This window comes from Kitasatospora sp. NPDC002543 (assembly GCF_053594915.1).
The window spans coordinates 100954-116703 of record NZ_JBSFWR010000008.1; the positions used below are offsets into that span (position 1 = coordinate 100954).

Annotated in this window: 13 protein-coding genes; 9 read left to right on the plus strand and 4 right to left on the minus strand. The window is 75.0% G+C overall.

Annotation, left to right across the window (positions count from 1 at the left end):
* Positions 1-99: 99 nt before the first annotated feature.
* The 3 genes from ACWD4P_RS06065 to ACWD4P_RS06075 all read left to right on the plus strand — a co-directional run bounded on the left by ACWD4P_RS06065 (position 100) and on the right by ACWD4P_RS06075 (position 2677).
* Positions 100-765, plus strand: a complete 666-nt coding sequence (locus ACWD4P_RS06065) for a DedA family protein (RefSeq protein WP_359829525.1) — start codon at positions 100-102, stop codon at positions 763-765.
* Positions 766-878: 113 nt separating this feature from the next.
* The gene (locus ACWD4P_RS06070) at positions 879-2042 is read left to right on the plus strand and encodes a sensor histidine kinase (RefSeq protein ID WP_449778721.1); all 1164 of its coding nucleotides are present in this window, start codon (positions 879-881) and stop codon (positions 2040-2042) included.
* Positions 2033-2677 (plus strand): response regulator transcription factor, encoded by a 645-nt coding sequence (locus tag ACWD4P_RS06075; protein ID WP_449778722.1) that lies wholly within the window; start codon positions 2033-2035, stop codon positions 2675-2677. The genes ACWD4P_RS06070 and ACWD4P_RS06075 overlap by 10 nt, the downstream gene beginning before the upstream one ends.
* On the opposite strand, the gene ACWD4P_RS06080 is transcribed toward ACWD4P_RS06075, so the two are convergent.
* From ACWD4P_RS06080 to ACWD4P_RS06090, 3 genes are all read right to left on the minus strand, one after another.
* Positions 2662-4449: an ABC transporter ATP-binding protein gene (locus ACWD4P_RS06080; RefSeq protein ID WP_449778753.1), complete on the minus strand. Its 1788-nt coding sequence runs from the start codon at positions 4447-4449 to the stop codon at positions 2662-2664. The two genes, ACWD4P_RS06075 and ACWD4P_RS06080, sit on opposite strands and share 16 nt — an antisense overlap.
* 521 nt (positions 4450-4970) lie before the next feature.
* Positions 4971-5453, minus strand: coding sequence for a YbaK/EbsC family protein (locus tag ACWD4P_RS06085; protein ID WP_359829522.1), 483 nt, complete (start codon positions 5451-5453; stop codon positions 4971-4973).
* Positions 5454-5460: 7 nt separating this feature from the next.
* Positions 5461-7242 (minus strand): 2-isopropylmalate synthase, encoded by a 1782-nt coding sequence (locus tag ACWD4P_RS06090; RefSeq protein WP_359829523.1) that lies wholly within the window; start codon positions 7240-7242, stop codon positions 5461-5463.
* A gap of 180 nt (positions 7243-7422) precedes the next feature.
* Here ACWD4P_RS06090 and ACWD4P_RS06095 point away from each other — a divergent pair, with 180 nt between their 5' ends.
* The 6 genes from ACWD4P_RS06095 (at position 7423) to ACWD4P_RS06120 (ending at position 14343) form a co-directional block, all read left to right on the plus strand.
* Positions 7423-8106, plus strand: a complete 684-nt coding sequence (locus tag ACWD4P_RS06095; RefSeq protein WP_449778723.1) for a FadR/GntR family transcriptional regulator — start codon at positions 7423-7425, stop codon at positions 8104-8106.
* A gap of 411 nt (positions 8107-8517) precedes the next feature.
* On the plus strand, positions 8518-11439 hold the full coding sequence (locus ACWD4P_RS06100) for a nitrate- and nitrite sensing domain-containing protein (RefSeq protein ID WP_449778724.1): 2922 nt from the start codon (positions 8518-8520) through the stop codon (positions 11437-11439).
* Positions 11439-11903, plus strand: a complete 465-nt coding sequence (locus tag ACWD4P_RS06105) for a roadblock/LC7 domain-containing protein (protein ID WP_359830279.1) — start codon at positions 11439-11441, stop codon at positions 11901-11903. The genes ACWD4P_RS06100 and ACWD4P_RS06105 overlap by 1 nt, the downstream gene beginning before the upstream one ends.
* A 5-nt stretch (positions 11904-11908) precedes the next feature.
* On the plus strand, positions 11909-12496 hold the full coding sequence (locus tag ACWD4P_RS06110; RefSeq protein ID WP_449778725.1) for a DUF742 domain-containing protein: 588 nt from the start codon (positions 11909-11911) through the stop codon (positions 12494-12496).
* A gap of 2 nt (positions 12497-12498) precedes the next feature.
* Positions 12499-13089, plus strand: a complete 591-nt coding sequence (locus ACWD4P_RS06115; protein WP_359830281.1) for a GTP-binding protein — start codon at positions 12499-12501, stop codon at positions 13087-13089.
* Positions 13090-13209: 120 nt separating this feature from the next.
* Positions 13210-14343: an FAD-dependent monooxygenase gene (locus ACWD4P_RS06120; protein WP_449778726.1), complete on the plus strand. Its 1134-nt coding sequence runs from the start codon at positions 13210-13212 to the stop codon at positions 14341-14343.
* Between the two features lie 74 nt (positions 14344-14417).
* On the opposite strand, the gene ACWD4P_RS06125 is transcribed toward ACWD4P_RS06120, so the two are convergent.
* Positions 14418-15611 carry a transferase gene (locus tag ACWD4P_RS06125; RefSeq protein WP_449778727.1) on the minus strand — a complete coding sequence of 398 codons (1194 nt, stop codon included), beginning with the start codon at positions 15609-15611 and terminating at the stop codon, positions 14418-14420.
* Between the last annotated feature and the right edge of the window lie 139 nt (positions 15612-15750).

The window sequence follows — 15750 nt, forward strand, 5'->3', positions numbered from 1 at the left end:
CGCCGGAAACCCGCATACCGCCGCTGACCTGCGATTTCTAGCGTGGAGGGCAGAGCCGGGCGCACCAGCGCCGGCCTCCCGACCACCCTGGAGCCCCGCATGCCGCACACCGTCCTCGCCGTCGCCCAACAGCCCGCCGACGGGTTCGCCGGCTGGGCGGCCCACCTGGTGGACACCCTGGGCGGGCCGGGCGCCGGTCTGGCGATCGCGTTGGAGAACCTGTTCCCGCCGCTGCCCAGCGAGGTGATCCTCCCGCTGACGGGCTTCGCCGCCGGCCAGGGCGTGATCAGCCTGGTCTCGGCGCTGACCTGGACCACCCTCGGCTCGGTCGCCGGGGCCGTCGTCCTCTACTGGCTGGGCGCCCTGTTCGGCCGGGAGCGCATGCACGCGATCTGGGCACGACTGCCGCTGGTCAAGGCCTCCGACCTGGAACGCACCGAGGCCTGGTTCGCCCGGCACGGCACGAAGGCGGTGCTGCTCGGCCGGATGGTGCCGATCTTCCGCAGCCTGATCTCCGTCCCGGCCGGCGTCGAGCGGATGCCGCTGCCCGCGTTCGTCATGCTGACCACGATCGGCAGCCTGGTGTGGAACAGCGTGCTGGTGATGGCCGGGTACCTGCTCGGGGACCGCTGGGACTCGGTGGAGACGTACGTCGGCCTGTTCTCCAAGGCGGTCCTGGCCGTGGTCGCGGTCGCCGCGGCCGGGTACGTCGTGCTGCGCTGGCGCGGGCGCAACGGCGCCGCCCAGCACCGCCGCACCCGGTGACCGGCCCCGCGGCGCCCACCGGCCCCGCCGGTCCGGAAGCCCGCACCGCCCCCACCGGCCCGACCGCCCCCACCGCCCCCACCGTCCCGGCCGGCCCCGTAAGCTCGGACCCCGTGCAGGGAAGGGGAACGGACACCGCGTCATGGCCGCGCCGTGCCGCCGGAGTTCTGCTCGGCTGCCCGAGCGCCGCGCTCGCCGCCCTGTACCTGCTCCTCGCGACCGCCGTCCTGGGCCCGTTCCTGCTCTGGCCGCGCACCCGCCCGTACGCGGCGCCGAGCCTGCTGTCCGGGGTGCGCCGGCTGGCCGCCCTGGAACGGGCCCGGCGCCGCGCGTTCTTCGGCGACCGCTTCCCCCGCCACTACCGGGCGGACGACCGCAGACTGCTGCGCTACCTGCTGGTGCGCAGCGGCGGCGGGCTGGTCGCCGGGGTGGTGCTGGGGCTGCTGGTCTTCGGGCTGGCGCTGGCCGTGCTGCTGGTCGGCGGGGTGCTGCGCGGCTCGCTGGGCTGGGAGGAACTGGCGACCCAGGTGCTGCTCGGCGGGGTGCTGCTGTTCCTCGCCGTTCAGGGCCTGTTCTCGCTGGCCGCGCTGGACGCCCGGACGGCCCGGGAGTGCTTCGGGCCGTCCGAGGCGGAGCTGCTGCGCCACCGGATCGCCGAACTCGCCGACAGCCGGGCCGCGGTGGTGCGGGCGGTGGACACCGAGCGACGGCGGATCGAGCGGGACCTGCACGACGGGGTGCAGCAGCGGGTGGTGGCGCTGGCGATGCTGCTGGGCCGGGCGCGGCGCGGGCTGGACCGCCGTCAGGACCCGGAGCGGACGGAGGCCCTGCTGCGCCAGGCGCACCGGGAGGCGCGGGACCTGCTGACGGAGCTGCGCGAGGTGGCCTGGCGGGCGTACCCGTCGGCGCTGGACACCCTGGGGCTGGAGGAGGCGCTGGGCGGGGTGGCCGAGCGCTGCGCCGTCCCGCTGCGGCTGCGCTACGCGGTGGCCGGCCCGCTGCCCGAACCCGTCCGGACCGCCGCCTACTTCGTGGTGTCGGAGTGCGTCACCAACGCCGCCAAGCACTCCGGCGCCTCGGCGGTCTCGGCCCTGGTCGAGCAGGCCGGCACCGTGCTCACGGTGCGGGTCGAGGACGACGGCGGCGGTGGTGCGGACCCGGCGGGCAGCGGCCTGACCGGCCTGCGCGGGCGGGTGGCCGCGCTGGACGGTACCCTCCACGTCCACAGCCCCGCCGGGGGCCCGACCGTCATCACCGCGGAGCTGCCATGCGCGTGACCCTCGCCGAGGACTCGACCCTGCTGCGGGAGGGCCTGGTCCGCCTGCTCGCCGAGGAGGGGCACGAGGTGCTGGCCGCGGTCGGTGACGCGGCGGCGCTGACGGCCGCGGTGGCGGCGCAGCCGCCGGACGTCGTGGTGGTGGACATCCGGATGCCGCCGACCCACACCGACGAGGGGCTGCGGGCGGCGGTGGAGATCCGCGAGCGGTGGCCGGACGTCGGGGTCCTGGTGCTCTCCCAGCACATCGAACGCGGTTACGCGGCCCGGCTGTTGGACTCGGGCGCGGAGCGGATCGGCTACCTGCTGAAGGACCGGGTGGCCGAGGTCGAGGAGTTCCTGGACGCCCTGGTGCGGATCGCGGCGGGCGGGGCGGTGATCGACCCGGAGGTGGTGCGCCGGCTGGTGGTGCGCACCACCCGCACCGACCCGCTGGCCCGGCTCACCCCGCGCGAGCGCGGCGTCCTGGAGGCGCTCGCCCAGGGCTGGACCAACGCCGCGATCGCGCAGCGGCTGCACATCTCGCGGAGCGCGGTGGAGAAGAACCTCAACGCCGTCTTCGACAAGCTGGACCTGCCCCGCACCACCGACCACAACCGCCGCATCCTGGCCGTCGTGCACTACCTCGGCGCGTAGCCGGCCGCCGCTCCGCCGTCCCGGCCGGCGGCGTTGCCCGGCCCGAGGGTGAGGACGTGGTCGGCGAGCGGCAGGAAGGCCGGGTCGTGGGTGATCAGCAGGGTGGTGCGCCCGGCCATCAGGCGGCGCAGCGCGGGGACGAGTTGCTCGACGGTGTGCGGGTCCAGGCCGCTGGTGGGTTCGTCCAGGACCAGGACGGGGGTGTCGCGCAGGAAGGCGCGGGCGATGGCGACGCGCCGGCTCTGGCCGCCGGAGAGCTGGAAGCCGTCGGCGCCGATCACCGTGCGGTAGCCGTCCGGGAGCGCGGTGACGAAGTCGTGGGCGCCGGCGTTGCGGGCGGCGCGTTCGATGTCGGCGGGTGGGGCGTCGGGGCGGCCGTAGGCGATGTTGTCGGCGATGGTGGCGTGGAACAGCGGGGCCTGCTGGGGCAGCAGCGTGACCGCCCGGCGCAGTGAGGCGAGGGTGAGGTCGCGCAGGTCCTGCCCGTCGAGGCGGACGGTGCCCGCCTGGGGGTCGAGGAAGCGGACGAGGAGCTTGGCGAGGGTGGACTTGCCGCTGCCGCTGGGCCCGAGGACGGCGAGGGTCTCGCCGGGACGCAGGTCGAGGTCCAGGTCTGCGAGGACGGGCGGCCCGCGGGTTCCGGTGGCGCCCGGGTAGCCGGCGCGCACGCCCTGGAGGGTGATCCGGCCGCGGACCGGGCCGGTGTCCCGAGCGGTGGGGCGCTCGGGCACCGGGCTGGTGAGGTCGTGCAGTTCCAGGACGCGTTCGCCGGAGGCGCAGGCCGTTCCGGCCAGCGGGACGAGGGCGGCGAGCTGTTGGGCGGGCTCGAACAGCTGGGCCATGAAGGCGGCGAAGGCGAGCAGGCCGCCGAGGCTGAGCCGCCCGTGGATGACTTCCAGCGCGCCGACGCCCACCACGGCGAGCCCGGCCAGCAGTTGCAGGACTCCGAGGAAGGGCTGGTAGAGGTCGGCGACCCGGGCGGCGGAGAGTTCGGCGTCGAGCAGGGCCTTGCCCTCCCGGTGGACCCGTTCGACCTCACGGCTCTCCTGGCCGCAGGTCCGGGCGACGGTGGCGTTGCGCAGGGATTCCTCCAGCAGCGCGGTGACCCCGCCCGCACGGCGCTGGACCTGCCGTTCCCGGCGCCGGATGCGGCGCCCGAACAGGCTGGTGGAGAGGACGAACAGCGGGGCGGCGAGCAGCGCGGCCAGGGTGAGCGGCCAGCTCAGGTAGAAGGCGGCCCCGGTGAACAGCAGCAGGCTGACCGCGGCGACCGCGCCCTCGACCAGCCCGCTGGCCACCATCTGCTCGATCTCGGCGATGTCGAAGGTCAGCCGGGCCACCAGGTCGCCGCGCCAGCGGGCCTCCAGGGTGTCGGGGGGCAGGGTGTGCAGGTGGGCGAGGGTGTCGGTGCGCAGCCGCAGCATGTAGCGCTCGGCGGTCCTGGTGCTGGTGTAGGTGCCGGCGAAGGTGAGGAGCGCGGCGGCGACGGACGCGCCGAGCATGAGGGCGGCGAGCGGCCAGAAGTCGGCGAAGCGCCGGGGGACGAGGACGTCGTCGATCAGGTCCTTGAACAGCCAGACGGAGACGACCTCGCCGAAGGCTCCGAGCACGAGCAGGACCGCGCTCACCGGGAGCCAGCGCGCGTCGGGGCGGACCCAGGGCCAGAACCGGCGGACCAGTTCCCGCAGCGGGACGACGGGCGGGTCCGGCACCGGCCCCTGGTCGTCGTTCTCGTCCGCCGCCCGGTCGCCCGGGGGCGTCACATCGCGCATGGCCACGACCCGTTGTTCTCGGGGACGTCGTTCCGGGGTCCGGGAGCGACGCTTCGGGGCCCGGGCCCGCCGTGCCGGAGTGGCGATGCGTCACCCTCCGTGCGGCGGCGGTGACGACCCCAGGGTGAGGGGCCGGCGGTGGCACCGCCGACCCCTGTGATGGCACTAGTCGGGACTGCCGTGCGCAGTCCTGGATATCACCGTCACCACATGCCGAAACGACGACGGTGGTGTCCACGGCGGTTGCGGCCACGGCCCCGGTCACGGTCGCGCCCGTAACCACGGTCCCTGTCTCCTCGACGGCCGAAGTAACTCATCACGGCTTCTCTCTGTTGTCGCGTCGGCACTCCGTGTGCCCGTCGCGACCTGCGCCGGTGGCGTGGTCGCGGGACCCGGAGGCCGTTGCCCGTGGTCGCACCGTTCCGGTGGCCTGTCGGCGACGCCCGGTCCGGTTCGCCCCACTCCTCCAGTATCCGCCCACCGAGCGTGTTCGCAGCTTCGGAGCGGGTCGGACTTCGCGACTACTCGTCCGTCACCGTGGAGGGTGCGCCGCTCGTCACGTTCAGCAACTCCCGGTAGGTCATCGGCACGACGGTGTGGGGGTGTCCGGCGGCGGCCCAGAGCACCTCGTACGCCTCGAGTGCCGTGTCGACGACGGTGCGCAGCCTGGCCGGGTGGCCGGTCGGGGCGACGCCGCCGATGGCCTGGCCGGTGGCCTCGCGGACCTGGGCGGCGGTGGCGCGTTCGATCGGGCCGGTGCCCAACTGCCGTGCCAGGTGGGCGGTGTCGACGCGGTGGGCGCCGCTGGTCATCACCAGCAGGGGCGCTCCGTCACAGATGAACACCAGGCTGTTCGCGATGGCGCCGACCTCGCAGCCGAGTGCTGCGGCGGCCTCGGCGGCGGTGCGGGCGGAGTCGGGCAGGACGCGGATCTCGCCCGGGACGCCGGCTGCCGCCAGCGCCTCGGCGACGGCCTGACTGCGGGTGGGGAGGGAGGAGTTCATCGGCCCATCATGCCTTCCGCGTCCGGGGCTCCGGTGCCGGTTTTCCGGCTCCGGCCCCCGCTCCGGACATCCGGGCCGGGGACCCGGGGGCGCGCCCGAGGGCGCTCAGCACCGCCCGTACGCCGGCGGTGAGCACGGAGGCGTCCCGTCCGACGCCCCACACCGGGCCGGCGCCGCCGACCCGCGCCTCCACGTAGGCGACCGCGTCCCGTCCGGGGCCCACCGCGTGCTCGCTGAAGGAGAGGATCTCCGCTCCCACGGCGTCGGCGACCGCGTCCAGCGGCCCGGCGCCGCTGCCCCGGCGGCCGTCCACCTCGGCCCAGTCGTCGCCGACCCGCCACCGCCGGTCGCCGCCCGCGTCCAGGTACTCGGCCCGGAACAGTCCGTACAGCTCGGCCGCGGTCATCTCCCGCCCGCTGTCGTCGGTGGCCTCCTGCACCACCCGCGCGAACTCGATCTGCAGCCGCCGGGGCAGTTCCAGTCCCTCCCCGGTCTGCAGCAGGTGGGCGATGCCGCCCTTGCCCGACTGGCTGTTGACCCGGATCACCGCCTCGTAGCCCCGGCCCAGGTCGGCCGGGTCGATCGGCAGGTACGGCACCGTCCAGGGCGCCTCCCGCTCCGGGACGCCGAGCCGGGCGGCGGTCTCGGCGTGCCGGGCGAGGCCCTTGCGGATGGCGTCCTGGTGGGTGCCGGAGAAGGCGGTGTGCACCAGGTCCCCGGCGTACGGGTGCCGTTCGTGGACGGGCAGCCGGTTGCAGTGCTCGACGGTGCGCCGGATCCCGTCGATGTCGGAGAGGTCCAGCATCGGGTCGACGCCCTGGGTGTGCAGGTTGAGCGCCAGGGTCACCAGGTCGACGTTGCCGGTCCGCTCGCCGTTGCCGAACAGGCAGCCCTCGACCCGTTGGGCACCGGCGAGGACGGCGAGTTCCGCGCAGGCGACACCGGTGCCGCGGTCGTTGTGCGGGTGGACGGAGAGGACGACCGCCTCGCGCCGTTCCAGGTGGCGGTCCATGTACTCGATCTGGTCGGCGTACACGTTGGGGGTGGCGATCTCGACGGTGGCCGGCAGGTTGTGGACGACGGGCCGCTCGGGGCTCGCGTCCCAGAGCCGGGTCAGGCCGTTGCACACCTCCAGCACGTAGTCCGGCTCGGTCAGGTTGAACACCTCGGGCGAGAACTGGAAGCGCAGGCCGTCCCGGCCCCGCCCGAGCCGGGCCATCAGCGTCGCGGCCTCGGTGATCAGCGCCCGCAGCTCGGCGCGCTCCTTGCCGAGGACCACGTCCCGCCACTGCGGCGCGGTCGCGGTGTAGAGGTGGACGACCACCCGGGGCAGGCCCGCGACGGCCTCGAAGGTGCGCTCGATCAGGTCGGCCCGGGCCGCGGTGAAGACCACCACGGTGACGTCCTCGGGGACGGCCCCGGGGGTGGTGGCCAGTCGGCGGACGAAGTCGAAGTCAGTGCGGCTGGCGGAGGGGTAGCCGACCTCGATCTCCTTGAAGCCCATGGCCAGGAACAGGTCGAACATCCGTTGCTTGCGCGCCGGGTCCATCGGCTCGGCCAGGGCCTGGTTGCCGTCGCGCAGGTCGACGGGCACCCACAGCGGCGCCCGTTCGATCCGCCGGCCGGGCCAGCGGCGCAGCAGGGCGGGCACGTGCACCCGCTCGTGGGCGGGGCGGTAGCGGTGGGAGGGCATGGCGCCGCCGCGCTGGGGATTCCAGGCGGGGGCGGAGGCCGGGACGGGCCCGGCGGGGGTGTGCAGGGTGGTCGGGAAGCGTACGGGCGATCGCATGGGCGGTCCTCGTCGACGGGTTCCGGAGACCGGCAGGGCGGCGCCCCGCAGCGGGGTGCCGGTCCGGTCACGCCCCGCTGCGGCCGCCGAGAAGAAGGCCTCCCACGGGAAGCGTCCATGGCTGCATGCCGGGTAGACTAACCACGACCAAGTCCTCAGACAACCCGACAGGTGAACCCGATGGCCGTGCTCCGCCCCTCCCCGCTCGCCGAACAGGCCGCCGCACTGCTGGAGGAGCGGATCCGGAGCGGCGGGTGGCCGGTGGGCGGGAAGCTGCCGGGCGAGGTGGCGCTCGCGGCGGAGCTGGGCGTCGGACGCTCGACCGTCCGGGAGGCGCTGCGCACCCTCGCGGCGGCCGGAATGGTGCAGAGCCGCCAGGGCTCCGGGGTGTTCGTCACCGCCGACCGGCCCACCGGGGACTGGGCCGCCCGGCTGCGCCGCGCCGAGCTGGCCCACGTCTACGAGGTGCGGACGGTGGTCGAGGTGCAGGCGGCCCGGCTGGCGGCCGCCCGCCGCACCGAGGCGGACCTCGCCGCGCTGGACGCCGCGCTCGCGGCCCGCCGGGCGGCGGGCGGGGCGGACGACACGGTCTTCGTGGAGGCCGACATCGCGCTGCACACCGCCGTGGTGGCGGCCGCGCACAATCCCGTCCTGGATGACCTCTTCGCCCAGTTCGCCCCGGTTCTGCGCGAGCAACTGGTCGCCCTGGTGGGCCTGTTCGGGCTGCGCACGGAGGACCCGGGCCACGGCTACGACGCGCACGCGAACCTCGTCCGGGCGCTGCGCGACGGCGATCCGGAGACGGCCGGACGGGTGCTGACGGAGGAGCTGGAGGCCACCCGGTCACGCCTGCTGACGCCCTGAAACCGGCCCCCGGCGAGGCATCACACAGTTTTCACACCCCGGACATCCGTCGGCCGGGCGACTCGTGGACACTGTGTCGGGCGAGCCCGGAACCGCCTGCTCCGCATACATACGGTCAACGGTTGAATGACATTGTGTCCACCGCGTGCGCAAGCGCGGCCCAGGCGGCGAACGGGTTTTCACTCCAATCACACGATATGACTAGTATCGCTTCGTCAAAAACCCGTGCCCCGGACGGCCCGCCCCCTCACCGGCCGGCCCGCCAGCCCCAAGGAGTCAGCTCTGCGCGCGCGTGCGAATCGGCGACCCCCGACGCCGAAGGGCCCCCGCAGGCGTCCACGCCTGTCCCTGCGGACGGCGCTGCTCGTCCTGGCCGTCGTCCCCAGCATCGCCCTGGTCGCCCTCTGGGCCGTGACCAGTGGCGAGACCATCGCCGACTTCCAGCGACTGGCCGACCAGGCCACCATCGCCCAGAAGGCCGGCCAGCCGTCCAACATCGTCTACTACAACCTCCAGGAGGAGCGTCGGCTCAGCGCCGAGGCGCTCGCCCGGCCCGGTGCCAACACCGACCAGCTGCGCCACCAGCGCCAGCTGACCGACGACGCCGTCCGCCAGTTCCAGACCCTCTCCGGGGAGACCGCCGACAGCGCCCCGGCCGAGATCCGCACGGCCGTCGTCGAGGCCCGCCAGGCCATGGGCAAGCTGGCCGAGCAGCGGGCCGCCGTCGACCGCGGCACCACCGACCAGCAGAGCGTCTTCACCTACTACACCGACCTGATCAGCGTCGACCTGCGGCTGTTCACCGCGCTCAGCCGGGTCGACACCGGTGAGGTCACCTGGCTGTCCAAGACCCTGGTCAACTCCTTCTGGGCCAAGGAGATGCTCTCCCGCGAGGACGCCGTCCTGGCCCGCGGCTGGCCCACCGGGCGGCTGTCGGCCACCGACTACCAGCAGGTCCAGCAGCTGATCGGCGCCCAGGACCACCTGCTCAACGTGCAGGTCCTGCCGTACATCCCGGACGGCGAGGCACCGGCCTGGCAGGAGCTGGTCAACAGCTCGGCCTGGCAGGGCAAGGCCGCCGTCGAGCAGGCGCTGCTCAAGCCCACCGCCGCCGACGCCAACGGCACCGTCAAGATCCCGGCCACCCAGGAGCAGTGGCGCCAGGCCCTCGACGGGCTCAACCCGCCGCTGGTCAAGGCGATCGAGGACCGCACCAACGGCATCATCGAGGTCGCCAAGGGCGCCATCCTCGGCATGCTCACCCGCGTGGTGCTGACCACCGTCATCGGCCTGATCACGGTCGTCGCGGTCGTCATCGCCTCCTGGCGGCTCAGCCGCTCGCTGCGCCGCCGCATCAAGGACCTGCACACCCAGGCCGAGGAGATGCGGCGCACCCTGCCCGAGGTGGTCGAGCGCCTGGGCCGCGGCGAGCAGGTGGACGTCGAGGCCGAGACCCGCACCATCACCGCCGGCCGGCACGGCGGCGGCACCGACGAGCTGGCCCGGCTCGGCCAGGCGCTCAACCTGGCCCGCTCCGCCGCCCTGGAGTCCGCCGTCGGCCAGGCCGAGCAGCACCGCGGCTTCGAGCGGCTGCTGCAGCGCATCGCCCGCCGCACCCAGCTGCTGATCGGCCGCCAGCTGCGCAAGCTGGACGAGCTGGAGCGCAAGCACGACGACCCGGAGGTCCTGGAGGGCCTCTTCGACCTCGACCACCTCACCGCCCGTCTGCGCCGCTACGAGGAGAACCTCGTCATCATGGCCGGCGGCCAGCCGCAGCGGCGCTGGCGCAAGCCCGTCCCGCTGCTGGACGTGCTGCGCGCCGCGCAGGGCGAGGTGCAGGACTACCGCCGGATCTCGATCGACATCGAAGGCGACCCGTGGCTGTCCGAGCGGGCCGTCGGCCCGGTCGCGCACGTGCTCGCCGAGCTGATGGAGAACGCCACCACCTTCTCCAAGCCGCCCACGCCGGTCGAGGTGCGCGCCGCCGTGGTCGGCCGCGGGCTCGCGATCGAGATCGAGGACCGGGGCCTCGGCATGGACCCGGAACAGTACGACGCCGCCAACGAGCTGATGAGCCGCCCGCCGCGCACCGACGTGCTGGCCCGGGCCGACGACATCCGCCTCGGCTTCCACGTGGTCTCCCGGCTGGCCGCCCTGCACGGGCTGCGGATCGAGTTCCGCCCGTCCGCCTTCGGCGGCACCCGGGCCGTCGTGCTCGTCCCGGACGAGCTGGTCCTGGAGGGCGACACCGGGCTGCCGGGCGGCGGCGGCACGGCCACCGAGCCGATCCCGCTGGTGCGCCGCTCCCGCCGGGCCGTGCGCTCGGCCTCCGACGAGGCGCTCGCCCAGGCGCCGGCCGGCCCGCCGGTCGCCCCGGTGGACGCCTTCACCCAGGGCGACTTCGCCCCGCGGGCCGCACCCGTTCCGCTGCCGTTCCCGGAGCCGGAGCCCGCTCCGACGCCGCTGCCGGTCCGGACGCCGCTGCGGCTGCCCTCGGCGGACGCAGGGGCGGCCGAAGGGCCGGAGGCCACGCTCCAGGACGTCCCGGTGCCGCCGCTGCCGTTCCCGGCGGAGCCGGCCCACCAGCCGGAGCAGGCGTACCCGACCGGGCAGCCGTACCCGGCCGACCCGGCCGGGCAGGCGTACCCGACCGGGCAGCCCTTCGGCGAACAGCCCTTCGGCGAGCAGCCGCCCCAGGGCGCTGAACCATCGTACGGCCCGCAGCCGTCCTACGGGGTGGAGCAGCCCTTCCCGGCCGCCCAGCAGCCCTTCCAGCCGGAGCAGCCGATCGAACACAGCTCCCCGGCCGACCCGGCGCCCGCCCAGGGCACCCCGGCCTACCCGGACATCGCCTACGCGCGGGTCACCGAGGCCGAGGCGCCGTACGCCGACGAGCAGTACCGCCCGGCCGACCACTACCGGCTGGCCGAGCGGCGCCGACGCCGCGAGTACCGGACCTCGGTGCCGTTCAGCCCGGCCGAGGGCAGCCAGGCCCCGTTGCCGCAACGCGTCCGGCAGGCCAGCCTGGCGGCCGAGCTGCGGGTCCCCCCGCCGGCCCAGCCGCAGTGGGTCGAGCGGCCCGCCGAGGACACCACGCCCGCGGGCCCGTTCGAGCGGACCGAGCGCCCGGTGCGGCGCTCGGGGGCGGCGATCGGCGCCTTCCAGCGCCAGTCCCGCGCCGCCCGGGCCCAGGACAGCGGCGAGCACCCGCTGCCCACCGCCCCGCCGGGCCCCTCCCCCACCCCCGCCGGCCCCGCGGACCCCGCGCCCGACCCGTCTCCCTGGGCCCTTCCGGCCGCGGACTCCCGAACCACACGAACGGATGACCAGTGATGAACCGAACGATCGCCACCCACCAGGACCTGGACTGGCTGCTGGACGGACTCGTCGATTCCGTGCCCGGGACCAGGAACGCCGTCCTGCTGTCCGACGACGGCCTCGTGGTCAGCCACTCCCGCACCATCGAGCGGGCCGACGCCGAGCGCCTGGCCGCCGTCGCCACCGGCCAGCAGAGCCTGGCCCGCGGGGTCGGCGCGCTGTTCGACGGCGGCCCGGTGCACCAGGTGATCGTCGAGCTCGCCGAGTGCTGGCTGTTCATCATCGCCGCCGCGAAGGGCACCCACCTGGCCGTGGTCGCCTCCCAGGAGGTGGACGCCGAGGTGATGTCCGTCGCGATGCACACCCTGGTGCAGCAGGTCGGCCAGAAGCTCACCACCCCGGCCCGCGGCGAGGACGTCCCCGGCGCGCCCGCCGCCCCGGCCTCCTTCGACGCCTTCGCCGCCAGGAACCGGGGCTGACCCGGGTGGAACCGTACGGGAACGACGCCTGGGGGGACGGCCTCGACGACGGCCGGCAGGCCGGCCCGCAGTCCGGACCGGTCACCGGTCCGGCCGACGGTCCGCGGCCCGACACGGCCCCGGGCCCCCGGTCCGGCCCGCAGGCCGGCCGGGACGACGCCTGGCGACGCGGCGCGGTGCCGCACTGGAGCGAGCTGGAGGACGACGCGGAGGACGAGACGGGCAGCATGGTGCGCCCGTACACGATCACCCGCGGCCGGACCGCGCCCGAACGCGACGACCTCACCCTCATCACCGTGCTCACCACGGTCGAGGAGGAGGCCGACGCGGCCCTGGCGCGGGGCAGCCGCGCCGGTGCTCGCGGCCTCCAGCCCGAGCACCGGCTGATCCTCGAATTCTGTCGGCGCCCGATCGCCGTCGCCGAGGTGTCGGCGGGCCTGGACCTCCCGGTCTCGGTCACCAAGATCCTGCTGGGCGACCTGGTCGCCCAGGGCCTGCTGAAGGCCCGGGCGCCGCTCTCGGTGGCCCGGGCCGCCGGGGGCGTGGACCTCGGCCTGCTCACGGCCGTACGCGAAGGACTCCGGAGACTCTGAACATGGCAACACCCCACTCCGCCATCGACGCCCCCGCCGCCCCGGCCGCCGTCAAGATCCTGATCGCCGGCGGCTTCGGCGTGGGCAAGACCACCCTGGTCGGCTCGGTCAGCGAGGTCACCCCGCTGCGCACCGAGGAGTACCTGACCCGGGCCAGCGTCGGCGTCGACGACCTGGCCGGCGTCGACCAGAAGACCACCACCACCGTCGCACTCGACTTCGGCCGGATCACGGTCAGCCCCGAGCTGGTCGTCTACCTGTTCGGCACGCCCGGCCAGGAACGCTTCTGGTTCATGTGGAACGACCTGGTCAACGGCGCCCTCGGCGGGATCGTCATCGCCGACACCCGCCGGCTGGAGACCAGCTTCGCCTCCATCGACTTCTTCGAGAGCCGGGGCATCCCGTTCGTGGTCGCGATCAACTGCTTCCACAACACCAACACCCGCACCCCCGACGAGATCCGGGCCGCCCTCGACCTCGACCCGCAGGTCCCCATGCTGCTCGGCGACGTGCGCGAACGCGCCTTCGGACGGGACCTGCTGCTCGCCCTGGTCGACCACCTGATGGACCTCGCCGCCGCACCCGCCCGCTGACCCGGCTCCGGCCGGACCGACTCCGGCCGGACACCGCGCCCGTCGCCGGACCGACTCCCGCCGCACCGGCTCCCGGCCGGACACCGGACACCCCGTGAACTTCCCTTCGGAGCACCCCTCATGACCAGACCCCTGCGCGTCCTCGTCAACGGCGGCGGCATCGGCGGCCTCACCTTCGCCACCGCCCTCGCCCAGCGCGGCCACCAGGTCGACGTCGCCGAGCTGCGCGAGCAGCCGGAGGCCCTCGGCGTCGGCATCATCCAGCCCTCCAACGCCCTGCACGTGATGCGCGAGATCGGCGTCCTGGAGGACTGCCTGTCCGTCGGCTTCGCATGGGAGGTGCTGACCATCTGCGACCCGGCCGGCACCACCCTCGCGCGGATCCCGCAGCCCCGGATGGGCGACGCCCCCGCCAACAACGGCATACCGCGCCCGGCGCTGGCCCGCGTCCTCGCCGACGCCGCCGCGAAGGCGGGCGTCACCGTCCGCTTCGGCACCACCGTCGACACCCTGGCCGAGGACGCCGACGGCGTCGACGCCACCCTGAGCGACGGGCACGCCGGCCGCTACGACCTGGTCGTCGGATTCGACGGAATCGGCTCGCCACTGCGCCGCCGCCTGTACGGCGACAGGTACCTCCCCGAGTACACCGGCTTCGCCAACTGGCGTGTCACGCTGCCGCGTTCGCCCGAGGTGCAGGGCGTGGTGATGTCCTCCGGCAACCTCCGGGCCAAGGCGCTGCTCACCCCCATCAGCGCGGAGCACATGTACCTGGGATCGGTCTTCGCCGAGGCCGAGGACTTCCGCCCGGACCCGGAGCGCGCCCACGAGCAGCTGCGCGAGCGGCTGGCCGGCTTCGGCGGGCCGATCGCCGAGGCCCTGGAGCTGATCACCGACCCGGCCGCCGTGGTCTACTCGCGGATCTCCCAGGTCACCGTCGAGGAGCCGTGGCACGTCGGCCGGATCGTCCTGGCCGGCGACGCCGCCCACGCCTCCACCCCGCACCTCGCCCAGGGCGCCGCGATGGCCGTCGAGGACGCCCTCGTGCTGGCCCTGTGCCTGGACGGAGCCGACTCCGTCCCCGCCGCGCTCGCCGCCTGGGAGGAGCGCCGCCGCCCGCGCGCCCTGTGGGTCCAGGCACTGTCACGGGCCGTCCTCAAGCAGGAGACGGGCACCGCGACCACGCCGGAGGAGGACGAGCTGCTCAAGGTCGGCATCCCCGGCGCGGCGCACGTCCTCGTGCGGCCGTACTGACGGCTCCCGCTCCGCCCGCCGGCCCGGCGGGGGCCCGCCGACCGACTCCGGCCGGCGGGCCCCCGCGGTGCTCCTCACCAGCGGCCGGCCAGCTGCAGGATCCGGTACCCGAGCCACCCCGGCAGGACCAGCGCGACGGCCAGCGCCGCCAGCGCCAGGTCCGCCCTGCTGGTGGCCAGCCGCGCCCGCCAGGCCATCGCCCGCTGCCGCCTCCCGGTGGCCGCCAGCGCCGCGTGGATGGTGTGGGCCAGGTGCACCGTCGGCGTCCGCCAGGAGGAGAGGCCGGACCAGGCCATCCAGGCCGTCGGCTCGGTGCGCTCCTTCACCGGGAACACCCGGGGGGTCCAGCGGCCGTCGAAGGCGATGACCGCGCCGATCCAGTACCCGCCCGCGACCATCTCCCGGGGCAGCAGCGGGGTGGGGAGGCTCTCGTTCACCTGACCGACCAGCTGCGGCAGGCCGCGCGGGGCGAGCAGGAGCAGCTTCGCCGGCGGCTGGGTGGCCCGGGCCTCCCCGATCTCCCAGCGCAGCCCCTCCCCCGGCCCGAGGCGCAGCACGATCAGCTGGGACAGGTCCATCAGCCGGCGCACGGTGCCCTGCCAGTCGTCGAGCGGCAGGTAGAACCGGGCCGCGCCGAGCAGCGGCAGGGTCTCCCCCGGCCGTCCCACCGCGATCACGGGGCCGACGGCGCCCAGCGCGGCGGCGAACTGCACCTCCCGCGTGCGGAGGTCGGCCCCCTCCCGGGCGGCGGCCTCGTCGTCGTCGAAGCTGCGCAGGTAGAGCACCGGCCTGCGGCCGTCCCGCAGAAGGGCCTGGGCGGCCCCGGGCGCGGTGTACGGACGGGTGCGGCGCAGGATCAGCAGGCCCGCCGCGGCGGCCGCCGAGCCGCCGGCCAGCAGCAGGAGCGACTCCCGCGGCGGGAGCACGTCGCTCTGCTCCGCCACGGCCACGGCGATCGATCCGCCCCCGCACAGGACGCCGCCGGCGGCGTTGGCGACCCGCACGGCCCGCCGCCAGCGCGGCGGCCGGGTGCCGTACCGGTTGACGAGCGCGACGATCTCGGCGACCCCGGCGCGGCGGCGGTGCCGCAGCCACAGGGCGGGCCCGAGCAGGGCCAGGGCGACCGCCCCGCACCACAGCGCCCCCACCCTGCTCCCGTGCACCTGCCGGCCCAGCCCCACGTTGACCAGCAGGTGCAGTGCCGCGTAGGACGCGGCCGCCGCGAGCGCCGTGATCCACCGGGCGAACGTCCGGAGCCGGGACGACATGTCGGTCCACCCCCTGGCCTCCGCGCAACCGTTTGAACAGGATCCTTCAATCCGATACCGCAACTGACCGGATGTCATGCGTGTGCGACCGTTGCCGGTTCCGAGGCGCGCGCCCCCGGCGGGCGGTCTTGTGCCCGCG

Excerpts from the sequence above, each read along its gene's own strand:
- ACWD4P_RS06065 (WP_359829525.1), top strand. The coding sequence starts at position 100 with ATGCCGCACACCGTCCTCGCCGTCGCCCAACAGCCCGCCGACGGGTTC.
- ACWD4P_RS06075 (WP_449778722.1), top strand. The coding sequence starts at position 2,033 with ATGCGCGTGACCCTCGCCGAGGACTCGACCCTGCTGCGGGAGGGCCTG.
- ACWD4P_RS06080 (WP_449778753.1), bottom strand. The coding sequence starts at position 4,449 with ATGCGCGATGTGACGCCCCCGGGCGACCGGGCGGCGGACGAGAACGAC.
- ACWD4P_RS06085 (WP_359829522.1), bottom strand. The coding sequence starts at position 5,453 with ATGAACTCCTCCCTCCCCACCCGCAGTCAGGCCGTCGCCGAGGCGCTG.
- ACWD4P_RS06090 (WP_359829523.1), bottom strand. The coding sequence starts at position 7,242 with ATGCGATCGCCCGTACGCTTCCCGACCACCCTGCACACCCCCGCCGGG.
- ACWD4P_RS06095 (WP_449778723.1), top strand. The coding sequence starts at position 7,423 with ATGGCCGTGCTCCGCCCCTCCCCGCTCGCCGAACAGGCCGCCGCACTG.
- ACWD4P_RS06105 (WP_359830279.1), top strand. The coding sequence starts at position 11,439 with ATGAACCGAACGATCGCCACCCACCAGGACCTGGACTGGCTGCTGGAC.
- ACWD4P_RS06115 (WP_359830281.1), top strand. The coding sequence starts at position 12,499 with ATGGCAACACCCCACTCCGCCATCGACGCCCCCGCCGCCCCGGCCGCC.
- ACWD4P_RS06120 (WP_449778726.1), top strand. The coding sequence starts at position 13,210 with ATGACCAGACCCCTGCGCGTCCTCGTCAACGGCGGCGGCATCGGCGGC.
- ACWD4P_RS06125 (WP_449778727.1), bottom strand. The coding sequence starts at position 15,611 with ATGTCGTCCCGGCTCCGGACGTTCGCCCGGTGGATCACGGCGCTCGCG.